The sequence below is a fragment of the Peptoanaerobacter stomatis genome, from assembly GCF_000238115.1.
Classification (GTDB): Bacteria; Bacillota; Clostridia; order Peptostreptococcales; family Filifactoraceae; genus Peptoanaerobacter; species Peptoanaerobacter stomatis.
In genome coordinates, this window is the sequence record NZ_JH414552.1 from 17,747 (window position 1) to 41,156 (window position 23,410).

The 23,410-nt window shown below is 29.9% G+C and carries 32 protein-coding genes; 10 read left to right on the forward strand and 22 right to left on the reverse strand.

Features of this window, described 5'->3' with window-relative positions:
• Window positions 1-76 precede the first annotated feature (76 nt).
• The 13 genes from HMPREF9629_RS05835 to HMPREF9629_RS05890 all read right to left on the reverse strand — a co-directional run bounded on the left by HMPREF9629_RS05835 (window position 77) and on the right by HMPREF9629_RS05890 (window position 10,354).
• Window positions 77-997: an AEC family transporter gene (locus tag HMPREF9629_RS05835; protein ID WP_009525445.1), complete on the reverse strand. Its 921-nt coding sequence runs from the start codon at window positions 995-997 to the stop codon at window positions 77-79.
• 119 nt (window positions 998-1,116) lie between these two features.
• The gene (locus HMPREF9629_RS05840) at window positions 1,117-1,926 is read right to left on the reverse strand and encodes an RDD family protein (RefSeq protein WP_009525446.1); all 810 of its coding nucleotides are present in this window, start codon (window positions 1,924-1,926) and stop codon (window positions 1,117-1,119) included.
• A gap of 1 nt (window position 1,927) precedes the next feature.
• Window positions 1,928-2,911, reverse strand: coding sequence for a signal peptide peptidase SppA (gene sppA, locus HMPREF9629_RS05845; protein ID WP_009525447.1), 984 nt, complete (start codon window positions 2,909-2,911; stop codon window positions 1,928-1,930).
• A 157-nt stretch (window positions 2,912-3,068) separates the two neighbouring features.
• Window positions 3,069-3,401 carry a transglutaminase-like domain-containing protein gene (locus HMPREF9629_RS12185; RefSeq protein ID WP_330367842.1) on the reverse strand — a complete coding sequence of 111 codons (333 nt, stop codon included), beginning with the start codon at window positions 3,399-3,401 and terminating at the stop codon, window positions 3,069-3,071.
• Window positions 3,379-3,828, reverse strand: coding sequence for a hypothetical protein (locus HMPREF9629_RS12190; protein WP_009525449.1), 450 nt, complete (start codon window positions 3,826-3,828; stop codon window positions 3,379-3,381). Before HMPREF9629_RS12190 ends, HMPREF9629_RS12185 begins: the two co-directional genes overlap by 23 nt.
• Before the next feature lie 145 nt (window positions 3,829-3,973).
• The gene (locus tag HMPREF9629_RS05855; RefSeq protein ID WP_009525450.1) at window positions 3,974-5,029 is read right to left on the reverse strand and encodes a type IV pilus twitching motility protein PilT; all 1,056 of its coding nucleotides are present in this window, start codon (window positions 5,027-5,029) and stop codon (window positions 3,974-3,976) included.
• Window positions 5,026-5,574: a hypothetical protein gene (locus HMPREF9629_RS05860; RefSeq protein WP_009525451.1), complete on the reverse strand. Its 549-nt coding sequence runs from the start codon at window positions 5,572-5,574 to the stop codon at window positions 5,026-5,028. The genes HMPREF9629_RS05855 and HMPREF9629_RS05860 overlap by 4 nt, the downstream gene beginning before the upstream one ends.
• 43 nt (window positions 5,575-5,617) lie before the next feature.
• Window positions 5,618-6,055 (reverse strand): type IV pilus modification PilV family protein, encoded by a 438-nt coding sequence (locus HMPREF9629_RS05865; protein ID WP_009525452.1) that lies wholly within the window; start codon window positions 6,053-6,055, stop codon window positions 5,618-5,620.
• A 14-nt stretch (window positions 6,056-6,069) separates the two neighbouring features.
• On the reverse strand, window positions 6,070-6,561 hold the full coding sequence (locus HMPREF9629_RS05870; RefSeq protein WP_009525453.1) for a DUF4860 domain-containing protein: 492 nt from the start codon (window positions 6,559-6,561) through the stop codon (window positions 6,070-6,072).
• The gene (locus tag HMPREF9629_RS05875) at window positions 6,554-6,874 is read right to left on the reverse strand and encodes a hypothetical protein (RefSeq protein ID WP_009525454.1); all 321 of its coding nucleotides are present in this window, start codon (window positions 6,872-6,874) and stop codon (window positions 6,554-6,556) included. Before HMPREF9629_RS05875 ends, HMPREF9629_RS05870 begins: the two co-directional genes overlap by 8 nt.
• 40 nt (window positions 6,875-6,914) lie before the next feature.
• Complete coding sequence (locus HMPREF9629_RS05880) at window positions 6,915-7,940, reverse strand: type II secretion system F family protein (RefSeq protein ID WP_009525455.1); 1,026 nt, start codon at window positions 7,938-7,940, stop codon at window positions 6,915-6,917.
• A 115-nt stretch (window positions 7,941-8,055) separates the two neighbouring features.
• Window positions 8,056-9,351, reverse strand: a complete 1,296-nt coding sequence (locus HMPREF9629_RS05885; protein WP_009525456.1) for an HD domain-containing protein — start codon at window positions 9,349-9,351, stop codon at window positions 8,056-8,058.
• Window positions 9,352-9,718: 367 nt separating this feature from the next.
• Window positions 9,719-10,354 (reverse strand): redox-sensing transcriptional repressor Rex, encoded by a 636-nt coding sequence (locus tag HMPREF9629_RS05890; protein ID WP_009525457.1) that lies wholly within the window; start codon window positions 10,352-10,354, stop codon window positions 9,719-9,721.
• 205 nt (window positions 10,355-10,559) lie between these two features.
• On the opposite strand from HMPREF9629_RS05890, the gene tsaE reads away from it, so the two are divergent.
• The 9 genes from tsaE (at window position 10,560) to HMPREF9629_RS11890 (ending at window position 15,854) form a co-directional block, all read left to right on the forward strand.
• Window positions 10,560-11,021 (forward strand): tRNA (adenosine(37)-N6)-threonylcarbamoyltransferase complex ATPase subunit type 1 TsaE, encoded by a 462-nt coding sequence (gene tsaE / locus HMPREF9629_RS05895; RefSeq protein ID WP_009525458.1) that lies wholly within the window; start codon window positions 10,560-10,562, stop codon window positions 11,019-11,021.
• A 36-nt stretch (window positions 11,022-11,057) separates the two neighbouring features.
• The gene (locus tag HMPREF9629_RS05900; RefSeq protein WP_009525459.1) at window positions 11,058-11,423 is read left to right on the forward strand and encodes a hypothetical protein; all 366 of its coding nucleotides are present in this window, start codon (window positions 11,058-11,060) and stop codon (window positions 11,421-11,423) included.
• 181 nt (window positions 11,424-11,604) lie between these two features.
• Window positions 11,605-11,955 carry a hypothetical protein gene (locus HMPREF9629_RS05905; RefSeq protein ID WP_009525460.1) on the forward strand — a complete coding sequence of 117 codons (351 nt, stop codon included), beginning with the start codon at window positions 11,605-11,607 and terminating at the stop codon, window positions 11,953-11,955.
• 12 nt (window positions 11,956-11,967) lie between these two features.
• Window positions 11,968-12,630, forward strand: coding sequence for an ATP-binding cassette domain-containing protein (locus tag HMPREF9629_RS05910; protein ID WP_040012686.1), 663 nt, complete (start codon window positions 11,968-11,970; stop codon window positions 12,628-12,630).
• A 38-nt stretch (window positions 12,631-12,668) separates the two neighbouring features.
• A complete protein-coding gene (locus tag HMPREF9629_RS05915; RefSeq protein ID WP_009525462.1) occupies window positions 12,669-13,547 on the forward strand; it encodes a DUF5131 family protein in 879 nt (292 codons plus the stop codon).
• Between the two features lie 88 nt (window positions 13,548-13,635).
• A complete protein-coding gene (locus HMPREF9629_RS05920) occupies window positions 13,636-14,013 on the forward strand; it encodes a RidA family protein (protein WP_009525463.1) in 378 nt (125 codons plus the stop codon).
• A 273-nt stretch (window positions 14,014-14,286) separates the two neighbouring features.
• Complete coding sequence (locus tag HMPREF9629_RS05925) at window positions 14,287-14,901, forward strand: GyrI-like domain-containing protein (protein WP_009525464.1); 615 nt, start codon at window positions 14,287-14,289, stop codon at window positions 14,899-14,901.
• A gap of 14 nt (window positions 14,902-14,915) precedes the next feature.
• Window positions 14,916-15,470: a ClbS/DfsB family four-helix bundle protein gene (locus HMPREF9629_RS05930; RefSeq protein WP_009525465.1), complete on the forward strand. Its 555-nt coding sequence runs from the start codon at window positions 14,916-14,918 to the stop codon at window positions 15,468-15,470.
• A 216-nt stretch (window positions 15,471-15,686) separates the two neighbouring features.
• Window positions 15,687-15,854 (forward strand): hypothetical protein, encoded by a 168-nt coding sequence (locus tag HMPREF9629_RS11890; protein ID WP_009525466.1) that lies wholly within the window; start codon window positions 15,687-15,689, stop codon window positions 15,852-15,854.
• Between the two features lie 86 nt (window positions 15,855-15,940).
• Here the strand turns inward: HMPREF9629_RS11890 and HMPREF9629_RS05935 are convergent, their stop codons facing one another.
• The 9 genes from HMPREF9629_RS05935 to HMPREF9629_RS05970 all read right to left on the reverse strand — a co-directional run bounded on the left by HMPREF9629_RS05935 (window position 15,941) and on the right by HMPREF9629_RS05970 (window position 21,642).
• A complete protein-coding gene (locus tag HMPREF9629_RS05935; protein ID WP_009525467.1) occupies window positions 15,941-16,315 on the reverse strand; it encodes a class II SORL domain-containing protein in 375 nt (124 codons plus the stop codon).
• A gap of 643 nt (window positions 16,316-16,958) precedes the next feature.
• Window positions 16,959-17,357, reverse strand: coding sequence for a DUF6608 family protein (locus HMPREF9629_RS05940; protein WP_009525468.1), 399 nt, complete (start codon window positions 17,355-17,357; stop codon window positions 16,959-16,961).
• A gap of 85 nt (window positions 17,358-17,442) precedes the next feature.
• Window positions 17,443-17,943 carry a GNAT family N-acetyltransferase gene (locus HMPREF9629_RS05945; RefSeq protein ID WP_009525469.1) on the reverse strand — a complete coding sequence of 167 codons (501 nt, stop codon included), beginning with the start codon at window positions 17,941-17,943 and terminating at the stop codon, window positions 17,443-17,445.
• A 79-nt stretch (window positions 17,944-18,022) separates the two neighbouring features.
• Window positions 18,023-18,475 (reverse strand): MmcQ/YjbR family DNA-binding protein, encoded by a 453-nt coding sequence (locus tag HMPREF9629_RS05950; RefSeq protein ID WP_009525470.1) that lies wholly within the window; start codon window positions 18,473-18,475, stop codon window positions 18,023-18,025.
• A complete protein-coding gene (locus tag HMPREF9629_RS11965) occupies window positions 18,438-18,698 on the reverse strand; it encodes a hypothetical protein (protein ID WP_009525471.1) in 261 nt (86 codons plus the stop codon). Before HMPREF9629_RS11965 ends, HMPREF9629_RS05950 begins: the two co-directional genes overlap by 38 nt.
• A gap of 48 nt (window positions 18,699-18,746) precedes the next feature.
• Window positions 18,747-19,445 (reverse strand): hypothetical protein, encoded by a 699-nt coding sequence (locus HMPREF9629_RS05955; protein WP_009525472.1) that lies wholly within the window; start codon window positions 19,443-19,445, stop codon window positions 18,747-18,749.
• 103 nt (window positions 19,446-19,548) lie between these two features.
• Window positions 19,549-19,938: a bleomycin resistance protein gene (locus HMPREF9629_RS05960; RefSeq protein WP_009525473.1), complete on the reverse strand. Its 390-nt coding sequence runs from the start codon at window positions 19,936-19,938 to the stop codon at window positions 19,549-19,551.
• A gap of 258 nt (window positions 19,939-20,196) precedes the next feature.
• Window positions 20,197-21,117, reverse strand: a complete 921-nt coding sequence (locus tag HMPREF9629_RS05965) for a carbon-nitrogen hydrolase family protein (RefSeq protein ID WP_009525474.1) — start codon at window positions 21,115-21,117, stop codon at window positions 20,197-20,199.
• 27 nt (window positions 21,118-21,144) lie between these two features.
• The gene (locus tag HMPREF9629_RS05970) at window positions 21,145-21,642 is read right to left on the reverse strand and encodes a VanZ family protein (protein ID WP_009525475.1); all 498 of its coding nucleotides are present in this window, start codon (window positions 21,640-21,642) and stop codon (window positions 21,145-21,147) included.
• 383 nt (window positions 21,643-22,025) lie between these two features.
• On the opposite strand from HMPREF9629_RS05970, the gene HMPREF9629_RS05975 reads away from it, so the two are divergent.
• Complete coding sequence (locus HMPREF9629_RS05975; RefSeq protein ID WP_009525476.1) at window positions 22,026-23,324, forward strand: bifunctional folylpolyglutamate synthase/dihydrofolate synthase; 1,299 nt, start codon at window positions 22,026-22,028, stop codon at window positions 23,322-23,324.
• Window positions 23,325-23,410 lie beyond the last annotated feature (86 nt).

Here is a 23,410-nt window from a genome sequence, read left to right on the forward strand (position 1 = left end):
TATATTTAATTAGGCATTAGTATAATTTTTTTATTTTAGAGCTGATATATTAATAAAATTTATTGAAAATTATATTCTAAGCTATGATTTTTATTACAAGCGGTATTGTTGCTATTGAAAGCACTGTGGACATAAATACATATTTTGATGCGAGCATAATGTCGGAGTCATATTCTGTCGCCATTGATACGCATAGTGTCGCACCGGGCATGGCTAATGTTATTATTATGACGTGTAATATAGTTTTGTCTGTTATTATAGGTGAAAGTATGAAGAAAAACAATACCGGTATTATAATCATTCTGAGGATTGAGAAAATATATATTTTTATGTCTTTTACAACATCTTTCACAGGAATATCCGCAAGTGATACACCTATTACTATCATTGACAGAGGTACTGTTATATTTCCTACTTGTTCGCAGACATCTTTCAACATATTAGGAAGAGTAAAACCTGAAAAATATAGTATTGTGCAGATCACTGATGTTACTATTCCGGGGTTTAATATCTTTTTTATGGAGATTTTTTCGGCTTTTTTGTGCTTACTCATAAAATATGTTCCGACCGAAAACATAAACAGAGTGTTTGCTATGCTTAATACAGCGGCATAAAACAAGGCTTCATCTCCGAGCATGCTTTGAATAATTGGAAAACCTATGAAGATATTGTTGTTAAAAACTGTACAAAATCTGTAAACTCCGTCTTCCAAATCGTCTGCTTTGAAAGCTTTTGATACAAATTTTGCTATAAGTGTCAAAGATCCGTACATACAAAAACCTAATAATAAAATCTGTACAATTTGAAATTTGCCTATTTGTGCACCTGTGCTTAACATTGACGTTATAATCATACAAGGCAAGGTAAAGTTGAGTATAAGCACTGAAAAACCCTTGTTATATATATCGTTTAATATGTTCTTTTTTCTGCCTATATAACCGAGCAATGTTAAAAATAAAAGCATTATAAGTTTGTTAATTACTATATTTATATCCACTTTTTTTCCTCTTTTCGTAGGGAATTACTTTTCATATTAATCACTGATAGAATAATAGATAATTTATATAAAAAATTTATAAATGGTCTTATTAAATTTATACCATTATAATTAAAAATCTATTGAATTTTACTATCATTTGTAAGTTTTTCAAAATATGGTAAATATTTTTCTCTAATTACGCTTGTGTCAGAAAGATAATCTATAAGACTGTGTTTTTTACTTGAAAATACTAAGAAGAAAAATATTATAGGAAGTTTTAACAGGATATATTTTCCTGCCAATTCTCTAACAAAAGTTGTTGAAAAGTCCATATATTCTTTTTTTTCGGGTACAACTTTAATATTTGTAAGTATTTTACCTATGGTATAGCCGTTTGTAATATATACAGATATGAAGTTGTAAAGTACGAATAATATTATCCACATCATATTATTTAATACATAGCCTAAGGTAAATATGTTTGAATAATCAATTATGTTTTTTATTCCGCAGACTAAAAAATAGTCTATCAAAAATGCAAGACCTCTTATCCAAAAATCTGCATACATATTGTTTTTTACATAAATATCTGAGGGTGAAGGTTCATCTTGCGCAAATGAAGGGACGGTTTCTTTTACGCCTGTGCTGTTGTATTCTTCATGATTTTCGTCTTTGTATTCACTGTAAAACTCGTCTACTTTTTTATCTATAGCTTGTTTGTTAAAATTTATATTTGTTAAGTTTTCTTCAGTTTCTTCTTCGAGTTTTGCATTTGCTATGGCAGATTTTTCAAGTATTATAGTATTTGCAGTTTCATCGACCATATCTTTGGCGGTTAATGTTATATTTCGGTTTTTTGATGAATTTTCTTTATTTGCCATATTTGTTTCATTTTTTTCTATAAAATCTGTTACTTTGTCTGAATTTTCATTATTTTTGAATAACATTTTACATACCTCCGTAAAGGTACATAGGTCTGTTTTGATTAGATGTTTGCAGATTTTTTACAGCATCGATGCTCTTTTGCATCTCTGATTTCATAAGATTGCTATAACTTACTCCTAAGAGTGATAATAAACTGTCTATATTTTCAGTATATTCGTATTCTATAACTTTAGGATCGTCTAATGCCAAATCTTCTATCATATCATTTAATGCGTCTTCATAATATCCCATTTTGTCTACAAGTCCAAGTTCCAATGCCTGCTGTCCATCATACACTCTTCCGTCAGCTATCATCTTTACGGTTTCTATTGGCATATTTCTGCCTTCAGATACAACTTTTACGAATCTTGCGTAAGAATTGTCTATCAATTTTTGGAATATTTCTCTATCTTGGTCGCTCATAGGTTTTGTAGATGAACCTATATCTTTAAATTCTCCTGATTTTATAACGTCTGTTTTTACACCGTATTTTTCAAAAAGACCGGAAAAATTGGTAGATGACATTATAACACCTATAGAGCCTGTCATAGTTTCGGGCATTGCATATATTTTGTCGGTGCTTGCAGATACATAGTATCCTCCGCTTGCCGCAAGTGAGCCCATAACTGTATAAAAAGGTATGTTTCTTTCGCTTTTTATTTGTTTTATCTTGTCTGATATTTGAGCGGATTCATAAACTCCGCCTCCCGGTGTTTCAACATTTAATATTACGCCTTTTATATCTTCGTCATTTCTTATATTTTCGAGACTATTCATAAGTTGTGAATGTTTGTCGCCGAGCTCTATTGTGTCATATATACCGAGTACGGCTATTTTTGTCGATGAGTTTGTGCCTGAAATGATATTTTCTGTAATATCCGTCTTAGTCTTTGTAAATTGATTTAATTTATTTACTGTAAAATCTCTGAAGTTTTCCTTGATTATCGCTAAATTTACAGCAAGTATTATCACTGCTATAATTATGGCGATAAGTTTTTTTAAGTTCATATACTACCTCCTAAATTATTAGTGTACTTAATTTTATAACCGTTTATTCAAAATTTATTCATTAAACGGTAAATTATCTGTGCTTATTCGGTAAATTTTAAAATCAAAAAATGGTTATTGTTCAACATTTCAATCTGCTGATAATAACCATTTTTTATTAATATTCATATACTTTTTGATAATCGCTTGTTTTTTTCTTCATGGAGTATTTGACGTTACCGCCCCACATTGCCGCGTCAAATGTGCTGTCCACTACTACCCATGCACCGTTTATCAAAATTTCATTCCAAGCGTGATATCCGTCTACACCTTTTGCGTAGCCTTTTACAAGTTTTGTAGGAACGCCTAAGCTTCTTAGCATACCTGCTTCTAATGATGAGTAGTCGTAACATATGCCTTTATTCGTTTTGAATGTTTCATTCAATACGGGATAATATCCGGGTTTTACTGTTTTTGCTTTATCATAGTCATATTTTACATTTTTTATTATATAACCATAAACCCCATCTACATTTTTTTAGAGAGCTTGCTTTTGATATGGCGGGATCTGAGGGTTTCCAATCTATTATCTGTATGGAGTTTAGATATACATCATTATTATTGCTTATATTGGCATTTATGCTTTCTGATTTCAGTACGGAATATTTGTTTCCTGACACATTTTCAAGCACACTGACTTTATATGAGCCTGAGCCTAATTGTAATGGATAATAATCCGGGTTTCCGTCATTTCTAAGCGCATAGGAATATTTTTGTCCGTCTTTTTCTATCATCACTTTCAGATTTTTGCCTGATGCACTGTGGCTTGCTCCTACTGCTCCCTTGGAGACTTTGTCAGTGTGTATTTCTGCTGCATAAGCAATATTTGCCAATGAAAAAAGCATTAATGATATAAATAAAATTGTAATTTTTTTCACATCAATACCTTCTTTACATTTTTATTATTAACGATTTGAATATTGTAAAATAGCAAAATACATATTATTCAAAACCATCATATCAATTAATATTTCATATTGTCAAAGCTATATGAGTCTATTCCAATTTAAATATTGCTGAGTATTATTTGAAATATTTTGATATTGTTTCAGGGTTGACAGCATATTTTTTTGCTGTTTCTTCTGTAATCTTGCCTGAATTATATAAGTCTGCTATTGAACTGTCCATATTTATCATACCTTGTGATTTTCCTGTTTGTATCATAGCATCTATTTGAGGTATTTTACCTTCTCTTATAAGATTTTTAATAGCTGTATTTACAACCATAACTTCAAATGCTGCATGTCTGCCGCCGTCTGTTGAAGGTAACAACTGTTGTGATACCACTCCGTTTAATACTGTAGACAACTGTACTCTTACTTGCTGTTGTTGTTCCGGAGGGAACACGTCTATTATTCTGTCTACCGTTTTTGATGAGCTTGTGGTATGAAGGGTGGACAATACCAAGTGACCCGTTTCGGCAGCCGTCATAGCTATCGACATAGTTTCAAAATCTCTCATCTCTCCTATAAGTATTACATCAGGAGCCTGTCTTAATGCTGATCTTAGAGCGGAGCTATAACTTTTAGTGTCTATGCCTATCTCTCTTTGATCCACTATACTTTTTTCATGTCTGAAAAGATATTCTATAGGATCTTCAAGTGTAAGTATGTGACAGGAACGATTTTGATTAATAAGTGTTATCATCGCAGATAACGTAGTGGACTTGCCTGATCCTGTAGGACCTGTTACCAGTATAAGTCCTCTTGTTTTTTTGCTTAAATCAAGTGCCTGCTGAGGTATTCCATAAGAATTAATATCTATGTTTCCAAAAGCCAATACTCTTAAAACAGCGGCATATGAACCTCTTTGTATATATGCGGACACACGAAATCTACCGGCACCTGCCAATGAAAAAGAAAAGTCTTTTTCTCCGTTTGCTAAAAAATCATCCATATGCTCTTTTTTCTTGAACATGGCTGATACAATTTCTTCTGCGGTGTCAGGCATAAGCACTTCATCACCTATGGTTTCAAGATGTCCGCTTACTTTAAGAGTAGGTTTTATACCTACGCTTATAAATATATCGGAAGCTTTTTTTTCTACAGCTAATCTTAATATATCGTCTAATGCCATCATTGGATTATTATCTCCTCTCCTTCACTAAATTCAGGGTTTGTATTGTATTCAAAACTTTCGGAAACTCTATTCCAATAAGATGTTTCATAGGGCTTATTGCCTTTTACTTGAGGAATTTTAAGGTCTATATAAAAGGCTCTTTTGCCATCTTCTCCCAAGAAGTACACCCCTACATCTATATAGTTATTTTGTGCTATTTTTTGATTTTTGTCAATAGGCAAATTCAATGTTTTTCCATTTAACAATATTTCTTTGTCATCTGCCATATTTTTTGACAGCTCGTCCAATATATCAGCTTGGTTTATTTGAGAATTATAGGAGTATTTGTCTATCACCTTTGCAATATTATTGGCAAACACTTGAGCCTTTGAGTCAAATTCGTAGTACTGTTTTGTCCATTTTAAATTTTTTTGTGATATTTTATATGATGTATATACACTCATCATATTCATAACTCCGAACAGTACGACTGTAAGCACTATCAATATTACCAATATTGTTGCGCTTCCTTTGGAGTTTTTTTGTTTTTTATTTAATCTATTCATTATCATCTTCCTATTTTCAATTTATTGAGTAGATTTGTTGTAATTATTGTATTCTTTTTGTAGAACTTACACTTGATATTTGAATATTTGATTCATTTTTCATAATATAAGGTTTCAATCTTGTAAACTCTATGTCTATTTGATTAAGTCCGTCTTCTTTTTTTATGCTCATAGTCATAGTGTATAACTTGTTGTTTTCATTTGCTAAATCAAAATTTGAATCAAAATCAAGCTTATATGCACCGTCTTCGAACCTCATCTTAGAGAGCAGTGCATCTTCTGAGTTTTCTATGTCCTGACCTGCGGATATGAGCTCTATTATATTTTTGCTTATCCTTAGAGATTTATCTATTTCGTATGATTTTATGCTGAGATTTTTTGTGGCTAAGAACATTTGCAATATATATATGCTGACTACGGACAGTATTGCTACTGATATAATCATCTCCGCTAATGTAAAGCCTTTATTTTTATTATTCAATATATACACCTCTTTTAGTTCAGATTTACAATGGTTTGCATATCATAATCCTGTTCATTTGCAGAAGTTGCAAACGAAATATTTAGTGTATTGTTTTGCAATTTTTCTATGTCGAATTTATCTATTTTTGCTATTTCAAAACCTGAAGTATCTTCTAACTGTGTGCCTTTTTTGATATAAATTTCTCTTAGGGCATTATCTTTGTAGTATATCGCTGTTTGGTATGTGTCACCTTCAAGCTTTTCTTCTAAAATTATTGCTTTTGACTGTGAGTCAAATATGCTGTCTACGATTTTGACATTATCTTTGTTAGCACTTCTCAATTTTGATTCTATATATGATGATGCCAAGCGAAGATTGTCTTTTGCTGTAGTTTCGGCTTGTGTTTTTTCATATGATGTTGCAGTTACTACTACTAAGGTGTATGTTGATATACCGAAAACTATGAGCAGTAACATTACAAGCATAGTTTCAAGCCTTGTTTTTCCATTAGACTTTTTATTCATTGCTCCACCTTTTCACAACTTTTATATCCGGTATCATATTGGATGCAGTCACTTGATAGTGATAAAAATACGCATCTTCGTTTACTATTAATCCGTAATTTTTTTTAAGGTAATCTACTGAGGGAGGGAAACTGCCTTCCAATGCATAACATTCCAAAGCGGATTTTCTAATTGCATCTTCTATGGCTGTATTTGTATCTTCCTGTCCGTTTTCCCAAAACTTGTCTATACTTGATATATACATACTTATATATCCGATTACTATAATTGCAAGTAGAAGACCTATTTTTTTATATTTTTGTTTGCCTTCCATATATAATATCTCCTTTTTTAATAAATAAGCTGATTCTTGATTAAAGTGATGATATTATACTGATAAGAGGTGTCATAACCGTAAATAATATAACACCTACAACTAATGATAATATTATTACAAGTGCAGGTTCTATTGATGATGTTACTTTATCCATAGTTTTTTCAACTTCCAATTTATAAACGCTTGATACTTTTGTAAGAGAGCTTTCAAGCTCTCCTGTCTTATATCCTATTGTGAGCATTTTTGTAAATAATGTAGGGAAAAGATTGACTTTGCTTATCTCTTGCGCTACATCTTCGCCTTCCAATATGTTTTTTTGAGCTTTTTTTAAAACTGATGTTGCATATACGGATTCGACTGAACGGATATATACTTCAAGAGCGTCATCAAAACTGTATCCGCCTTTCATAAGCATTGACATACCTAAGGCAAATTTTTCCGAAAATATCTTTTTGTTGATTTCACCTATAAACGGTGTTTTGTATTTCCAAGCATCTGATTTTGACTTTGTATAAAAATAAAGTGCAAATCCTAATATTACAAGTATAGCTACTATTATAAGTCCGTAATTTCTAAGTATCATACCGACATTTATCAGCATATTTGTTGCTTGAGGCATACTTCCGCCTATACTTTGTAGGATATTATTGAACATAGGTATAACTTTTATAACTAAGAAACCTATAACTATGAACATAAGCCCTGTAAGTATAATAGGATATGTTACAGCATTTGAAACTTTTTGGTTAAGTCTTTCAAGCTCTTGATAATAGTTGGAGAGTCTTTCCAATTCTCCTTCTAAGTTTCCTGTATTATAGGCTATTTCTATCATACCTACCATATATTTGGGAAATTCTTCGTGTTTTTTGATAGCATCGTGAAGTCCTTCTCCCATACCGACACTTTCTTTTATGTCTTGTGCAATTTTTTTCAGCACAGGCGTACTCATTTCATCTGTGAATACCGACATTGCTTCATCAAGCGGTATGCCTGATTTGAATATCAAAGACAGCTGATAGCAAAATAATGAAAGTTCACTATTTGTAAGCAAGTTACTCTTCATAAAATCAATTCACCTCATCAATATAGAATGTTTTAAAAAAATTTTTAAAATAAATATTAACAACTTATTTAAAATAAACTTTTTTATTAATACCCTCAAAAAATTATGAATAAACTCATAGTTTTAAATCTATTCCATATATAATTTTAAATAGGGTGCCGCTTATAAATATATTTTTTGAACTATAGTCTTTTATAGCATTTTCCCTATTTATTATTAGTGACTTTTGAGATAAGTCGTAGAGCTTATCATCATCCTTAGATTTTATCCATATATTTTCAGTTGAGCTCACATACAGATTTACCTGTTTTTGTGTTTCTATATAAAAATATTCGTTATTCAAATCTTTTATTTCTTGTTTATTGTGTTTTTTTAGCAGTTTATTTATTTTATCTTTGAGCATATCTTTATCATATGATACTTCTATGTCAAATTGCTCTCTGTTCAAGAAACAGTTGCACAAGAATACGAGTATATCGTCTTTGCTTTTTGTCCAAGCCATAATGTGATACATAAAATAACTGTCATCTGTTTTCAGATAGTCTGATACGGTTATATTTTTTTTAAGTATGAGATTTTTTAGAGCGTCATCGCAAAATATTTTTGTTTTTGATTCCAATATTTCTTTTACACGTTTAAATATAAGACAAAGACAAATCTCCATATGTCTTTTTGTAGTGTGCTGATATACTTCTTTGTGCATAAAATATCTTGCAAGCACATATTCTTCCAAGGTAGACATATATTTTTCGTTTATATATATCCTGAGCTCTGAATTTATCTGTGTAACTCCGAAGGATTTTATCAGTCTTTCTATATCGTATCTTCCGTTGGTAACACTTGTAAAGTATGAATCTCTTAGGAGATAATCCATTCTGTCTGCATCTGTCTGTGAGCTTACAAGTGTTGCAATTATGCTGAATATATTGGAAGACTCCTGATTTTTATATGATTTGGACATTACGTCAATCAATTTTTGTAAAAATGCTTTGCCATAAAGTTTTATTATTTTTTTGTGGATATGTGTATTTTTATCTTTTATTATAGACATAGTCCATGCTTCATGAGATTTGAGTGAAAATATTTTTTCAAATGTGTGGGAAAAAGCACCATGTCCTATATCGTGAAGCAGTGCGGCAACATAAGCGAGTTGTTTGTCCTCTTTTTTTACTTTGTATCCTTTTTCTTCTAATTTTACAGTGAAATGCTCAATGAGTTTTTTCATTACATGATAGGTGCCTATGGAGTGAGAAAATCTGGTGTGTGTAGCTGTAGGAAATACGAGATATTCACAGCTTAATTGATGTATTCTGTGAAGTCGTTGAAATTCAGGACAATTAAGTATCTGTTTAATATTATCGTCAAACTCTATATCGCCGTGTATTACGTCTCTTATAATGAATGAACCCATTTAACCCCTCCTGTTCAAATTATAAAACTCAATCAATATTAAAATTTATATAAACATTATACGGAATTTTGCTTAAAAAATTTATATTTTATTTTTAAAAAGATTAGCTGATTAATTTTAAAAAACGAATTTTATAAAATATTCATATATTAAAAAAATAGTTAATAGAGAAATATTTTTTATATGATTCTTTTTAATTTGGTATAAATATAGACAAAAATTGATAGTATTAAAATATGAAATTGATATTTATAAACTTATATATTATCATACCATATGTATTAAAAAATTTTAACAGTTTTTTATATTTTATATATAAAAAGCCTACATTCGGTGCGATTAAAATGTAGGCTTTTTTGTCTGATATTTAATTTTTTTCTTCTTGGCTGATCATATAGGATAACACGAATAGAGAGTCGGTAAGATTTACGCTCTCCACTTTTATATCCGCATTTACCGTGAAATCTACCGGTGCAAAATTCCATATGCCCTTTATATTTGTCTTTTCCAATATACGTGCTACTTTTTTCACAGCCTCTTTAGGTGTACATATTATAGCTATTTCAATATTGTTATCTTTTATGTAATCTGAGATTGTATCTATATCCAAAACATCAAGTGAGTGTATTTTCATTCCGATCAGTTTCGGATTTACGTCAAACAGTGCTTTTATGTCAAGTGCATATTTTTTGAATCCCGGATAATTTGCTATTGCCTGTCCGAGATTGCCGGCACCTATTATTATTGTTTTATAGCTCATATTCAGTCCGAGAATGTCACTTATTTCTTTAAACAACAATTCTACTTCATAACCTGAGCCTTGCTTGCCGAATCCGCCGAAATTATTTAAATCCTGTCTTATTTGAGATGCTGTAAAACCTGTTATTTCACTGAGTTCTCTTGAAGATACTTTTACAACTCCACGTTCCATTAATTCTATAAGATAACTATGATATTTAGGCAATCGCCTTATAACATTCATAGATATTTTTTTTTGATACATATAATCCTCCAAGATTAATATTAATATATGTCACTTGCTAATTAAAAATTTAACTATATTTTATTATACTAAAACTTTAAAAAAAATCAATTTTTATTATAAACGATTTCTTAATTTATTTTTATTTTTATCTAAATATTATTACTAAAATTCAAAAAAATGATATAATCTTGATATTATATAAAAAGTTTATTCAGGAGTGTTTATGATTAGTTTAAAAGGAGAAAAAGAAACTATAGGTTTCGGAGAAAAAATATCAAGCTTATTGAAAGACGGTGTTACTCTTGCGCTTGTAGGAGATCTCGGAAGTGGCAAAACCACACTTTCAAAAGCTATAATACATTCACTCACAGGTATAGACGACGTTGTGAGCCCTACATTTAATATAGTGAATGAATATAATGCAAATGCAAAAACAATATATCACTTCGATTTTTACAGATTGGAAGATGAAAGCGAATTGTACGGTATAGGTTTTGATGACTATCTTTCTAACAAAAAGGCTATAATAATAATAGAATGGGCAGATAGATTTGAAAGTTCATTGCCGAAAAACTATTTAAAATTTAAATTTACAAAATATGATGATGCACGAGATGTTGAGGTGATATCAGTCGGTAAGAAGTATATGAGTATTGCAGATGAAATTGAAAATTTGCTAAAATAAAAAATATTGTAAATATCGTCATAAACGGAGAGGGCAATGGAGAATATTTATGTAAAAAATAAACGTGCATCAAGAGGATTTGCACTTATAGATACAATTTTATCCATTATATGTATACTTATTTTGTCAATACCCATAATACAGACTGTAAATGCCGTAAGACAAGATAAAATCAAATATATACAGGCAAAGAGATTGATTGAAATAATGGAAGATGAAAAAGACTGCATACTTTCATTAAATAGCGATAGTGAGATAATAGCCGATAAAGACATAGATGAATATCAAATACAAACGAGTGTATCAGATAAAATATCTGAAAATATCTATAAATACCAAGTTGTAATCAAAAAAGAAGGTGTTATAAAATCAGATTTTTATATAATCAAGGCATATTATTGAATTAATGATTTAAATACTGAAAGTTAATATTTTGTTTTTAAGAGTTTATTGGATAAGTAAATTAAGTATATTTAAAATAAACAATCTATATTAATCGAATGAATTTTAGTATAAAATATTTTTTATAAATTGAATAGAGTATTACAAAATCTTAATTTTTTGATTATAAGGAGAGACAGCTGTGAAAAAAGTGATTGTATTAGTGATGTGTATTATAGCTGTTATTTTAAGTATTTATACATTGAGTAGAAAAGATATAAAATTGGGGATGTATGCTTACGGTACATTAGAAGATGGCAGTTATTCCTATGTTTTGCTTAAAGAAAATAACGAGTTTGAGTTTGTGCGAAACATAGCGACATCATATGTTCCGATCGGTAAGTATAAAGTAGACGGAAATATATTGATACTTAACGGTATTAATGATTTATATAAATTTCAAATTGATGGAGATAAGCTGATTTTTTTAAGCTCAAATAAAGATACAGCACTGATTGATAAAGGTACGGTATTTGTGCTTGAGAAAAACTGACTTTTGGATATTATGTACAAGATAAAGAATTTAACTAAAAAATACGATGGTAATGTTATAATAGACAACCTGTCGCTCAATATCAAGAAAAATAAGATTAATTCTATAATAGGGCGTTCAGGCATAGGTAAAACCACCTTGCTCAATATATTGTCAGGTTTGGATAAAGAATATTCAGGCGACATAAGTGATTTTCAAGGCAAAAAAATATCATTCATATTTCAAGATGATAGGTTGATAGACTATTTGAGCGTTTTTGACAATCTTAAATTGGTACTTGATGATGAAAAAAACGCATATGATATTATAACAACCGCCCTTGAAAAATGCGGTCTGCAAGAATACAGCAACTATTATCCGACAAAACTAAGCGGAGGTATGCGTCAAAGAATCAATATATTAAGAGCCTTCATAGTAAAATCTGAAATAATGTTGCTTGACGAGCCTTTTAAATCTATAGATTTGAAACTGAAAGAAGATATAAAAAACTTTTTTGTTTCACTGCATAATGAGACAGGAAATACCTGTATATTGGTAGAGCATGATATAGATACGGTGATAGATATATCGGATAATATAAACCTGATGTCTGATGATAAATTCAAATTGAAAAAGCATTTTGATGATTTATCTGACAAAAAACGCATTGCACAAATAATTAGAGAAGATATATAAAAATTATTAAGGCTTTATACAGTTTCATAGGAGATAAAATGCACGACATATGGAATCCATGGCATGGGTGTATTAAATATAGCGAAGGTTGTGACAACTGTTATATGTATTACCTCGATAAAAAAAGAGACAAAAAAGGTTCAGATATATACAAAGTGAAGACCAATTTCAACTATCCGCTACAAAAAAACAGAAACGGTCATTATAAAATAAAAAGTGGAGAGCTTATAAGATTGTGTTTGACATCCGACTTTTTCTTAGAAGAGGCGGATAAGTGGCGAGACGAAGTTTGGGAAATGATGCGTATTAGAAGTGATGTAAAGTTTTTGATACTAACCAAGAGAATACAAAGAGTAGAACAATGCTTGCCTCAATATTGGGATAACGGATGGGAAAATATATCTTTAAATGTGACTTGTGAAAATCAAAAAAGAGCTGACGAAAGAGTTCCTATATTGTTGAAGTTGCCATTTAAACATAAAGGCATAGTATGTGCACCACTTTTAAGTGAAATAAATATAGAAACTTATTTAAAAACAGGAGATATAGAGCAGGTTATCTGTGGTGGTGAAAACTATGACGGAGCGAGACCATGCGATTTTGATTGGGTAAAATCACTTAGAAATCAATGCGAAAAATATGATATAAATTTTTGCTTTATGGAAACCGGAACAGTTTTTATAAAAGATGGGAAAAAATATAATCTGCCGAGCAAAAAACTTCAAAGTCAAATGGCAAAAAAGTCAAATATGAATTACGAAGGAAAAGAAATAAAATATAAGCTTACTGACGGTTTTGGTATAGAAATTCCAAGCGAATATCTGTATAAACCTCATTATAAAGAAAATTGCAAGTATTGCGGTAGCAGAAGTATATGCAATGGATGTGCAGATTGTAACATATGTATCAGTCAATGATATATGGCAAAAAAATATAGTAAAACCTTTTTTTAAAATTTAAAATGTGATATAATAAAATCATAAAACATTTATTTAGGAGGATATCATGAAAAAAGTTCTTGAAACAAAAAATGCACCGGGAGCAATCGGACCATATTCACAAGGAATGGCTTTTAGCGGAGAATTGGTTATAACTTCAGGTCAATTACCGTTAGATCCTGCAACAGGCGAATTAAAAACAGATATAAAAGAGGCTACTAAACAAAGCCTTGAAAACTGCAAAGCTATATTAGAAGCAGCAGGAACATCAATGGATAAAGTTGTGAAAACAACAGTATTTTTAAGAGATATAAACGATTTTGCAGCTATGAATGAAGTATATGCTACATTCTTTACAAATGAACCGCCTGCAAGATCAGCCGTACAAGTTGCAAAACTTCCAAAAGACGGTATATTAGAAATAGAAGTTATGGCAGTTAAATAGATATAAAAAAGTATTAAAATTCAATATTAAAATAATAAAAAAAGTTTCTACACTGTTTTGCTTTTGTAGAAACTTTTTAGCTTTTTAATCATATTCTAATACTTTATATATTAAGAATGATATATAATTTATATTAGAAGTTCATAAATAGTATTTAATTGATTTACATAATACGAATGTTCGTGTTATTCAGCGGATATTTTTATTATAGATTTGTAGATATAAAATAATTTATTAACTGTTCAATACAAAAATTTGAAGAGGAAAATTGAGATGAAATATGAATGGAAAAAACTTGAAAAAAATATCTACGGCGTTAAGCAAAAAGCGGAAGTAGTAGATGTTCCAAGTCAAAAATTTATAATGATACAAGGGCAAGGCAATCCGAATATGGAAGACTTTTCAAACAGAGTGTCTGCACTTTATTCCCTTGCTTATGGTATAAAGATATTATTTAAGTCTATGATGAAAAATGAAGATGATGAAAATATTACAGATTTTACTGTTTATCCTTTAGAAGGAATATGGGAAGAATGGGAAGAGGATAAAAAGGATAAGAGTAAGTTAAAATACAATATCATGATAAAACAGCCTGATTTTATAACACAGGATATATTTACGCAGGCATTACAAAATGTAAAAAAGAAAAAGCCGAATGTTTTATATGACGAAATAGTATTTGATGAATTAAAAGATGGAAAAGCCCTTCAAATTTTACATGTAGGGAGTTATGATAACGAAGTAAAATCTTTTGAAAAAATGGATAAATTTGCAAGTGAAGCAGGATTAAAAAGAGTTTGTAATTCACATAAAGAAATATATTTAAGCAATAAAAACAGGACAGCTGAAGACAAGTTGAAAACAATATTGAGATATTTTGTAATATAGGAGGATATTTTACTATGCCAAGACCTACAACAAAAGATGATTTGATAATCTCTGCAAGTGAAAATTATGAAAAACTTAATTTACTTATTTCAAATCTGACAGATGAAGAGTTAAATGCACCCTTTGATTTTACAAAAGACGAAAAAAAGAAAGAGGCTCACTGGAAAAGAGATAAAAACCTTAGAGATATTTTAATTCATCTCTATGAATGGCATCAACTGATATTAAATTGGGTAAATTCAAATCAAAATGGCAAAGCAAAGCCGTTTTTACCAAAGCCGTACAACTGGAAAAGCTATGGTGATATGAATGTCGAGTTTTGGAAAAAACATCAGGATACTTCTTTAAAAGATGCAAAAGAAATGCTGAATAAGTCACATAATGAAGTATTGGAATTGGCAAAAAAATTTACAAATGAAGAGTTGTTTTCAAAAGGTGTGTATAAATGGACAGGCGGTACTACATTGGGTTCATACTTTGTGAGCAGTACATCAAGCCATTATGATTGGGCGATAAAAAAACTTAAAGCACATCAAAAGAATTGTAAAAATAATAGACTTGTTCAATAATTCGATTTTAAAAACTAATATCAGAAAATTTATTTTTTAAAACCTGAAATTTGAAATATTTACAGCTATTTATGGTGGACAATCAAACAATTCTGACAAGTATTGGCACATACTATATTTTTTTATAAAGAAAATATTTTTTATTTTAAGAATAATTTAAGAGGGGAATTGTATAATTAAGACAATCAATAATTATAAGAAGGGAGAACCATTGAAATGCAAAAGGCTAAAAGTATAACAATAAAAAAACCGACATTTCTAAAAAAGGAGCTATTGATGGCGATACCTTTCATATGTGTAAAAGTGATTAAGATAAATTCAAAGACTTTTGAGAGATATGTCGAAAAAATAATATACAAAAGAAGATACAGTTACAGTTTTTAATAGGATTTTCATTTACCCCTTAAATGCTTTATAATATACTCTTAGAAAAATACCACCTTTTTAGGTGGTATTTTTTTGTACAAATATTATTCAACAGTTATTTCCACACTGTTTTCCCATAAACCATGGATATTGCAGTAGCTTATAGCTACAAGTGTTCCGCTCTTTGAAAGTTTAACATTTGCTACTAAAGAAGGGGCAGTGAATATTTCCGATTCTCCGTTAGCAGAAAACTCACTGTGAGCAAGTTCTACAGGTAATTTTCCACCTGAAGGAACGAATAATAGTTTTATCCAAGAGATATGGTGCTCTAATGTGTTAGGGTGTGCGATTTCTTGACCGATACAGACTTTAACTTCTGCTACTTCTCCTGCTTTTACTGTTTGAGGAGCAGTTATTGCCGGAACGTGTTTTTCACCTTTCCAATCTCCTGTTTGAATTAATTGACCTAATACTGACATAGTAACCTCCTAAAAATATTATTTTCATACACAAAATTGTACAATATATTGTAGTATATATTATAATAAGCCAAATATCAACATATATGGTTATTTAAGTTAAAAATAAACCGGTAAACTTATATTATCAAATTAAAATCTCACAATTCATAAATATTTAAAAATTTTTATATAGCTTTTAATATTTATAATATATGCTCTATATTAATTTAATAAAAGATTTGTTCATCATAAATAGGTTTGACTTATTGTTTGTAAATACTCATTATACAACATCTATACCCAATAAAAAAAGATTAAACACCATTTTTTTAAAAATATATAAAAAAAGTATAGATTTGTTTTTATATATTTTTAAATACACTGTTATTTATACTGTTTTAATAATGTATTTGATGCTTCTATCCGATTACATATAGATAATTTTTAAAGAACGGTATTAATTTTAATATAGATTTTGAACAGAAATGTATACGAGCTAAAGATCAATGAGCGTAAGCTTGTAGCTATGTGAATTGGATAGAAGTAAAGTCTGACAAAGTTAGGTAAATCTATAAAATTATCTTTATCTGAAAATATGAACTTGTATGATTATTTATATAAGTAACAAAATTAAAATTATCTGATCAAGTTTACATTATGTTCATTTTTTATGCTTTATCTTTTGAAATATCACTATTATTATAGTAATAACTATAAATAAACCTGTATAATTTATAAAAATATCTTTATAAGCACTTTTTGCAAGTGGCTCAACAAACTGAGTTGACGATACGGTAAAAAATGCACACGCTAAAGTAACTACATATACAATCACTGTTCTGAGAAATATATTTTTTATAGGCAGATGTCTCGCCAGTTCATATGCAATAACACCAATAAGAACAATCAATGCTCTTGTTAGTTCATACCAATTACCACTTGGATCATATCTAATTCCCTGAATAAGATATGCTATACTATTAACAATTGTTGTAATTGTATAGATAATACTGTAAATAAATACAGCCTCTTTTAGCCAGCTATTCCAGGTTTTTTTCATAACCATCTCCATTAATATTTTCATAACGTCAATATCCAAACAGATATGAGCAATCTTATACATTAGTGCTTTTACAAATTTAAATTTATCTTACTTTTCCATAAATGCATAAATCAAATATATTATTGTTCTTAATAACGGCTTTTTCCATTTTCCCTTCAAGTAAAAAGCCATTTCTTTCTAATACTTTTCTTGATGAGATATTTGGTTCATATACAAGTCCTGTAATACGAATAATGTCTAATGTTTCAAATGCAATTTCACAAATCCGTCTTACTGCTTCACTCATAATGCCTTTTGAATATACTTCCTGCAATAAATAATAACCAATTTCAGAATCCTTTCGATATACATCGTCTTTTTGTTCAACAGATATCGTTCCTACAATTTCACCATCAACAACAATCTCTCGAAAGACACCTTTTTTACCTTCGTTGTCTTTTACCATGTTTAACCACCACTCAGCAGATGCATTTGTATATGGATTAGGTAATCTATCAGATAAAAAACTTCTATCAATTGAATTACACATTTTTATCAACGCTTCTTTATCTTCAATTGACCACTTTCTTAATTCTATATTCATATCTATGTTCTCCTATAAATTCCAATTTACTTTCTTTGCAGATGGGGATTTGTTGTTATTAAAAAAATTTGTTATTTAATTAAGTCAAAGAAAAGCTGTTTTCTATTAATTTCATCATTTCATTATCGGATAAAGTTTCATTCAAAACTACTGAAATCCAATGCTTGTGGTTCATATGGTATCCTGGATAAATGCCTTTGATTGTGGTGAGGTTTTCACTATCTTGTGAATTAATTTTGAGGTTAATAACGTCTACAGTTTCTTTGTTTTTGTCTTTAAGCAAGGAATCCCACGTAATATTCATAATTAAAGCAAACCATTTTCCGGAATCGGTATGACGAAATGTTCCGTAGCTTTGGTACTGGCTTTGCTCCCATGGGAAATCAGGCTGAACATCATATTTTTCTAATATCATTTCAGTAATTCGATTTGCCTGATCGAAGGCAAATAATACATCAGTACAGCAAGCACCTGCTATCTTATTTAGTAACTTCTCATATTCGTTTCTTACACTCCTGATATAAGCACCCATTCAAATTTTCCATACGTAGCTGAGCATATTCTTCTTCATTCATTACATCTACCACTTTGCCTGTTATAATGCCTTTTTCAGAAATTATGATTATAGCATGAAAATCTCCATCCATAAAATCTGTTTCATATAAATATTCGCTCGCTATCTTGTGAAATCCGTATTTTACAAGTTTATCTAAAATGAAGCGTTTCCGTTCAAATACTCTTTCTTCCAGTGTCATTATCACACCTCTATAAATAAATTTAATCCATAAATTTTCTATAATCGCTTACTTAGCTCCCAAGGAACCGATAAAAATATCTTCGTTTTTAGATAACAAATTACCGTTTTGATCCAGAATTTCAATAAACTCATTCTTGTGCTGAATGCCATTATATTCTTTTGTTTCTGTTTTGAAAATTATTGTATATCCTTCTTTAAGTGCAATATCTGAAACAGAATAATACTGATATCCTGCAATAATGTTTATTATCCAGCTTTCAGCGTCTCTGTTTTCTTGCAAGCTGATTTCTTTTTCTTCATTTACGGGTAGTTTACTGATTGTTGCATTATCCCAAGTGGGCTTCGTGTTTTCTTCAGTCTGAGGGATAATCCAAATATCTGCTTCGTTTACCTCGTTTATAAAAGTGACATTGATTTGTGGAATATACACCATGTTGTTATGAGAGTTCACATTTAAGGTTACATCATGGTCAGGCATAGTAAAAGTTAAGATATATCCATGTTTATCATCATAACTTTGTTTGAGTTCAATGCTTTCATCATCAAGGTAGAAATTATAATCTGTGTCTGTACCAATCAGATTATAATATACTTTTACCTTATCTCCGTAGGCATATTCACTTTTTTTGCTTTCAAAACCATAAGAGTCAAAATTCAATCTGTGTTTTTGTTTACCGCATCCTAATAAAAAAAACATCAATAGCATAACTGTTAATATCGGAATAATTTTATTAATTTGTTTCATGTAATCACCTCTAATTAATGAAAGGAATTTCTCTATCCAATTTCACAATTTAATGTTCATTAAGCCTTTATAGATTCACTCTATCCTTGCAACTTCAAGTTTATTAATCTGTGAATCTTAAAAGATATCCATCAGGATCTTGTATTAAAAATTCTTTTTGAATAATATCTTCCTCACCGCTACGATAATGGTTTATCTTCATTTCTCTAAATGGTTTAATATGAAAGTCTAAAATTCGTTTATAAAGACCTTCTACATCAGAGACTTTCATTTCAAAATTAATTCCTCTTCCGTATAGATATTCAAGTTCGCCAACATTCCAATAACCATTATCTTGCTCAAACATCATTTGATTATCTTCCAATGAAAGAAAGATAAATTTATTTTCCGTTCTTTCATACTCAACTATAAAATTCAAAATATTCACATAAAACTCTTTAGTTTTATCAATATCTGATACTACCAATTCTGGTATTAAAGAATTGAATTTCATAATATTCCTCTCACAAATTCTAATTTACTTTTTTTGCAAATATTTATATCGTTACCTAATTAAAAGAACATATATTTTAATAAACCAATGAGATTTATTGCCATACTAAAATCTTATAGAATAATGGAAAATCATAATAGTTAATCTTTCTGATAAACTATTTATATTAAACTTATACAATTGTATAGGTTATCCATAGTTTTATCGGAGAATAGTATTAACTATTATTCTATATATGTGTTTAAACAGGTTTTCGTTTTATTTCTCATTAACTATGAGTTCCAATACATCAGGTCTTGCATAATGACCGATTGCATCATGCTCCATTTTACAGCTAATAGGTAAGTTCATATCCAATTTTGCAAAAATAATTTCTTCCTTATCCCATAACGGTTCAGTAACGTAATGTCCATATGGATCAACAATACAACTTCCGCCTCTGCACACCATTTCCGGTAATTGAGTTACAATATCCTTTTCATTTATATCTAAAGGATACGAAGTTTTTCTTATAATCATATCGGCATTGATAAAATAGCATTTACCTTCAATTGCAATGTGTTGAATTGTTGCTTGCCATTCAGGGTTATCGTTTGTATTAGGAGAAATATAAATTGTGATGCCTTTTTGATATAAGGCTACCCGTGCAAGAGGCATATAGCTTTCCCAACATATCAAACTTCCGATTGGTCCCCAAGGTGTTTCTGTGATAGGGAAATAATCCTTATTTGCATCACCCCAAACCATTCTTTCAGAACCTGTTGGTTTTAGTTTGCGATGTATTTTGTAAGAACCGTTCGGCTCAAATATTACATTGCTGTTATAGAGAGTTGCACTAATTGCATCTCTTTCAGAAAACCCGATGCTAATATATGCTTTTGATTTTTTGGCAGCTTCTGCAAGTTTTTTAAATTCGTCATCACCTGGAACTATGGAAGCATCATAATACCTTTTCCAGTCTTTTCTGCCTGCTTGCGTACGTTTACCAATGCTGAATCCAAAGTTCATCCCAACAGGATATCCGGGTATAAACAATTCCGGAAATACAATCAAGTCAGGATTGTGAACGGCAGATTCATTAATGTAATTTAATGCCTTTTTAAGTGATTCCGTTTTATTGAACAAAACAGGCTCGGATTGAACCAATGCTATTTTACAAAAATTTTCAATTTCTTTCATTTTGATTATACTCCCACAATTTCAAATTTAGATATTAGCCAAAAGTAAAATTACAATTATTGCTGTTAATATAATTGCACAAATAGTGCTTACAATATTTATAAATTTTATCCAGTTTTCTCTTAAGAGTTTTTCCATAAACATAGAAACAACAACTCCTATAATACCTCCGGATGTATTTGAAATAATGTCTGTAATATCACTTGCTCCAATAGCAAAAATATATTGTATTAACTCAAATATGAAGCTTGTAGCAAAAATAATAAAAAGTTTTTTTAGTATGGACTTTTCATCCATTAAAATATGTATAAACAGTCCATATGGAATAAATGCCAAGACATTTAAAACAATCTCACTTATATCTGCCTTACCATTTACTATAGATGGCTGATTAAAAGGGATTAAGTTTATATTCCTTATTTGTGGTAATTCCTTAATAGAAAATTCTAACTTAAAAATAATTACCCATATCAATGCTATCAAGTAAAATATCATTAATATTAAGGTGATTTTTTTTGATTTCATTCAATCCTCCCTCCCTTATATAATTGTAGTATATGTTATAATATTTTCTTTGTTAATAACTTTTATATATACACTCAATAATGAGTAAATAGCTTGATTGTATTAATTTTATCATAAATGTTGTATATAATCAATTTTTTGCCATCTTACAGCTTTTGCTTTATATATCAAAAAGGTTTGAGCTTTCTTACATTTAATATTAAATTTTTTAATATGAAATAATATAAATTTAATATTAAATATGTTATAATCATATAGATTGATAATTCTTATTTACTAAAGTGCATTACAAGAGATAATATAAGTATTTTAATTAAGCTTTATTATAAGTTTTGACAGCAGGAAATATTTTACAAATTTAATATTTGAAATTGGAGAAGAATATGAATTACGAAGAAGCAATGGAGTATATAAAAAGCACATATAAATTCGGCAGTAATTATGGTACCGAGAGAACAAAAAAAATACTGGAGATTTTGGGAAATCCTCAAGATAAAATAAAATGTATACATATAGCCGGCACGAACGGCAAAGGCTCTATGAGTGCGATGACTGCAAAAATACTAATAAGTGCAGGATATAAAGTGGGTATGTATACATCGCCTTTCATAGAGGAATTTGAGGAAAGAATACAGATAAACGGAGCAAATATCCAAAAAGACGATTTGGCAAAAGCAATTACAAGAGTGGAAAAAGCTGTAAATGAAGTATTGTCACTTGGATATGACAATCCTACAGAGTTTGAGATAATAACTTGTGCAATGTTTTTGTATTTTTGCGAGCAAGGTGTAGATTTTGCGGTGATAGAAGTGGGGCTTGGAGGCAGACAGGACTCTACAAATGTTATGACACCGATAGCTTGTGTGATAGCATCAATAAGTTTTGACCATATGCAAATATTGGGAGATACTTTGGAAAAAATCGCACTTGAAAAATCAGGAATAATAAAAGAAAATGTGCCTGTAATAATGTATCCACAAGAACAAGAAGCTTTAGACGTATTTAAACGAGTATGCGAAGAAAAAAATGCCAAGTTGATATTGGTAGATAGAAACTCCGTACAAGAAAAAGAAATCATAAAAAATTCCGCTATGCAGGAAATAATTGTAAAAACTCAAAATGACAGTTATGATATATCGTTAAATCTTCTCGGAGTACATCAAAAACTTAATTGTGCGACTGTGATAAATTTGATGGAAGTGCTTATATCGCAAGGTATAGATATAAAAAAGGCAGATATATTGAAAGGTTTGAGAGAAGTAAAATGGATAGGACGTCTGGAGATTATGAGAAGAGAGCCTATGGTAGTTTTGGACGGTGCGCATAACATAGACGGAATAACTAATCTTACAAACAGTATAAAAAAATATTTCAAATACGATAAAATGGTTTTGATACTTGGAATATTAGCAGATAAACAAGTAGATGACATGATAAAAATGCTGACACCTATTGCAAGTAAAATAATAGCCGTATCTCCGCACAGCGATAGAGCAAAAGGCGCCAAAGAGCTTGCCCAAATAATAAAAAATACAAATCCTAATTGTGAATATGAGGAAGACTATGCAAAGGCATATAAAAAAGCACTTTCTTATTGTGATAAAGACGATTTGCTTATGATAGCAGGTTCATTATATTTGATAGGCGATATGAGAAAAGTTGTAAAAAATAACATAGATTAATAAATTGCATAAAAAATGGATTTCAAAAGATCGAGTATATCTTTTAAAATCCATTTTTTGTTTTATGTAAATATAGTTTAATTAAT

Bases quoted from the DNA above. Each gene is read 5' to 3' on its own strand.
- HMPREF9629_RS05840 (WP_009525446.1), bottom strand. From the start codon at position 1,926: ATGTTATTCAAAAATAATGAAAATTCAGACAAAGTAACAGATTTTATA.
- sppA (WP_009525447.1), bottom strand. From the start codon at position 2,911: ATGAACTTAAAAAAACTTATCGCCATAATTATAGCAGTGATAATACTT.
- HMPREF9629_RS05855 (WP_009525450.1), bottom strand. From the start codon at position 5,029: ATGATGGCATTAGACGATATATTAAGATTAGCTGTAGAAAAAAAAGCT.
- HMPREF9629_RS05860 (WP_009525451.1), bottom strand. From the start codon at position 5,574: ATGAATAGATTAAATAAAAAACAAAAAAACTCCAAAGGAAGCGCAACA.
- HMPREF9629_RS05870 (WP_009525453.1), bottom strand. From the start codon at position 6,561: ATGAATAAAAAGTCTAATGGAAAAACAAGGCTTGAAACTATGCTTGTA.
- HMPREF9629_RS05875 (WP_009525454.1), bottom strand. From the start codon at position 6,874: ATGGAAGGCAAACAAAAATATAAAAAAATAGGTCTTCTACTTGCAATT.
- HMPREF9629_RS05880 (WP_009525455.1), bottom strand. From the start codon at position 7,940: ATGAAGAGTAACTTGCTTACAAATAGTGAACTTTCATTATTTTGCTAT.
- HMPREF9629_RS05885 (WP_009525456.1), bottom strand. From the start codon at position 9,351: ATGGGTTCATTCATTATAAGAGACGTAATACACGGCGATATAGAGTTT.
- HMPREF9629_RS05890 (WP_009525457.1), bottom strand. From the start codon at position 10,354: ATGTATCAAAAAAAAATATCTATGAATGTTATAAGGCGATTGCCTAAA.
- tsaE (WP_009525458.1), top strand. From the start codon at position 10,560: ATGATTAGTTTAAAAGGAGAAAAAGAAACTATAGGTTTCGGAGAAAAA.
- HMPREF9629_RS05900 (WP_009525459.1), top strand. From the start codon at position 11,058: ATGGAGAATATTTATGTAAAAAATAAACGTGCATCAAGAGGATTTGCA.
- HMPREF9629_RS05910 (WP_040012686.1), top strand. From the start codon at position 11,968: ATGTACAAGATAAAGAATTTAACTAAAAAATACGATGGTAATGTTATA.
- HMPREF9629_RS05915 (WP_009525462.1), top strand. From the start codon at position 12,669: ATGCACGACATATGGAATCCATGGCATGGGTGTATTAAATATAGCGAA.
- HMPREF9629_RS05920 (WP_009525463.1), top strand. From the start codon at position 13,636: ATGAAAAAAGTTCTTGAAACAAAAAATGCACCGGGAGCAATCGGACCA.
- HMPREF9629_RS05925 (WP_009525464.1), top strand. From the start codon at position 14,287: ATGAAATATGAATGGAAAAAACTTGAAAAAAATATCTACGGCGTTAAG.
- HMPREF9629_RS05930 (WP_009525465.1), top strand. From the start codon at position 14,916: ATGCCAAGACCTACAACAAAAGATGATTTGATAATCTCTGCAAGTGAA.
- HMPREF9629_RS11890 (WP_009525466.1), top strand. From the start codon at position 15,687: ATGCAAAAGGCTAAAAGTATAACAATAAAAAAACCGACATTTCTAAAA.
- HMPREF9629_RS05935 (WP_009525467.1), bottom strand. From the start codon at position 16,315: ATGTCAGTATTAGGTCAATTAATTCAAACAGGAGATTGGAAAGGTGAA.
- HMPREF9629_RS05940 (WP_009525468.1), bottom strand. From the start codon at position 17,357: ATGAAAAAAACCTGGAATAGCTGGCTAAAAGAGGCTGTATTTATTTAC.
- HMPREF9629_RS05945 (WP_009525469.1), bottom strand. From the start codon at position 17,943: ATGAATATAGAATTAAGAAAGTGGTCAATTGAAGATAAAGAAGCGTTG.
- HMPREF9629_RS05950 (WP_009525470.1), bottom strand. From the start codon at position 18,475: ATGGGTGCTTATATCAGGAGTGTAAGAAACGAATATGAGAAGTTACTA.
- HMPREF9629_RS11965 (WP_009525471.1), bottom strand. From the start codon at position 18,698: ATGACACTGGAAGAAAGAGTATTTGAACGGAAACGCTTCATTTTAGAT.
- HMPREF9629_RS05955 (WP_009525472.1), bottom strand. From the start codon at position 19,445: ATGAAACAAATTAATAAAATTATTCCGATATTAACAGTTATGCTATTG.
- HMPREF9629_RS05960 (WP_009525473.1), bottom strand. From the start codon at position 19,938: ATGAAATTCAATTCTTTAATACCAGAATTGGTAGTATCAGATATTGAT.
- HMPREF9629_RS05965 (WP_009525474.1), bottom strand. From the start codon at position 21,117: ATGAAAGAAATTGAAAATTTTTGTAAAATAGCATTGGTTCAATCCGAG.
- HMPREF9629_RS05970 (WP_009525475.1), bottom strand. From the start codon at position 21,642: ATGAAATCAAAAAAAATCACCTTAATATTAATGATATTTTACTTGATA.
- HMPREF9629_RS05975 (WP_009525476.1), top strand. From the start codon at position 22,026: ATGAATTACGAAGAAGCAATGGAGTATATAAAAAGCACATATAAATTC.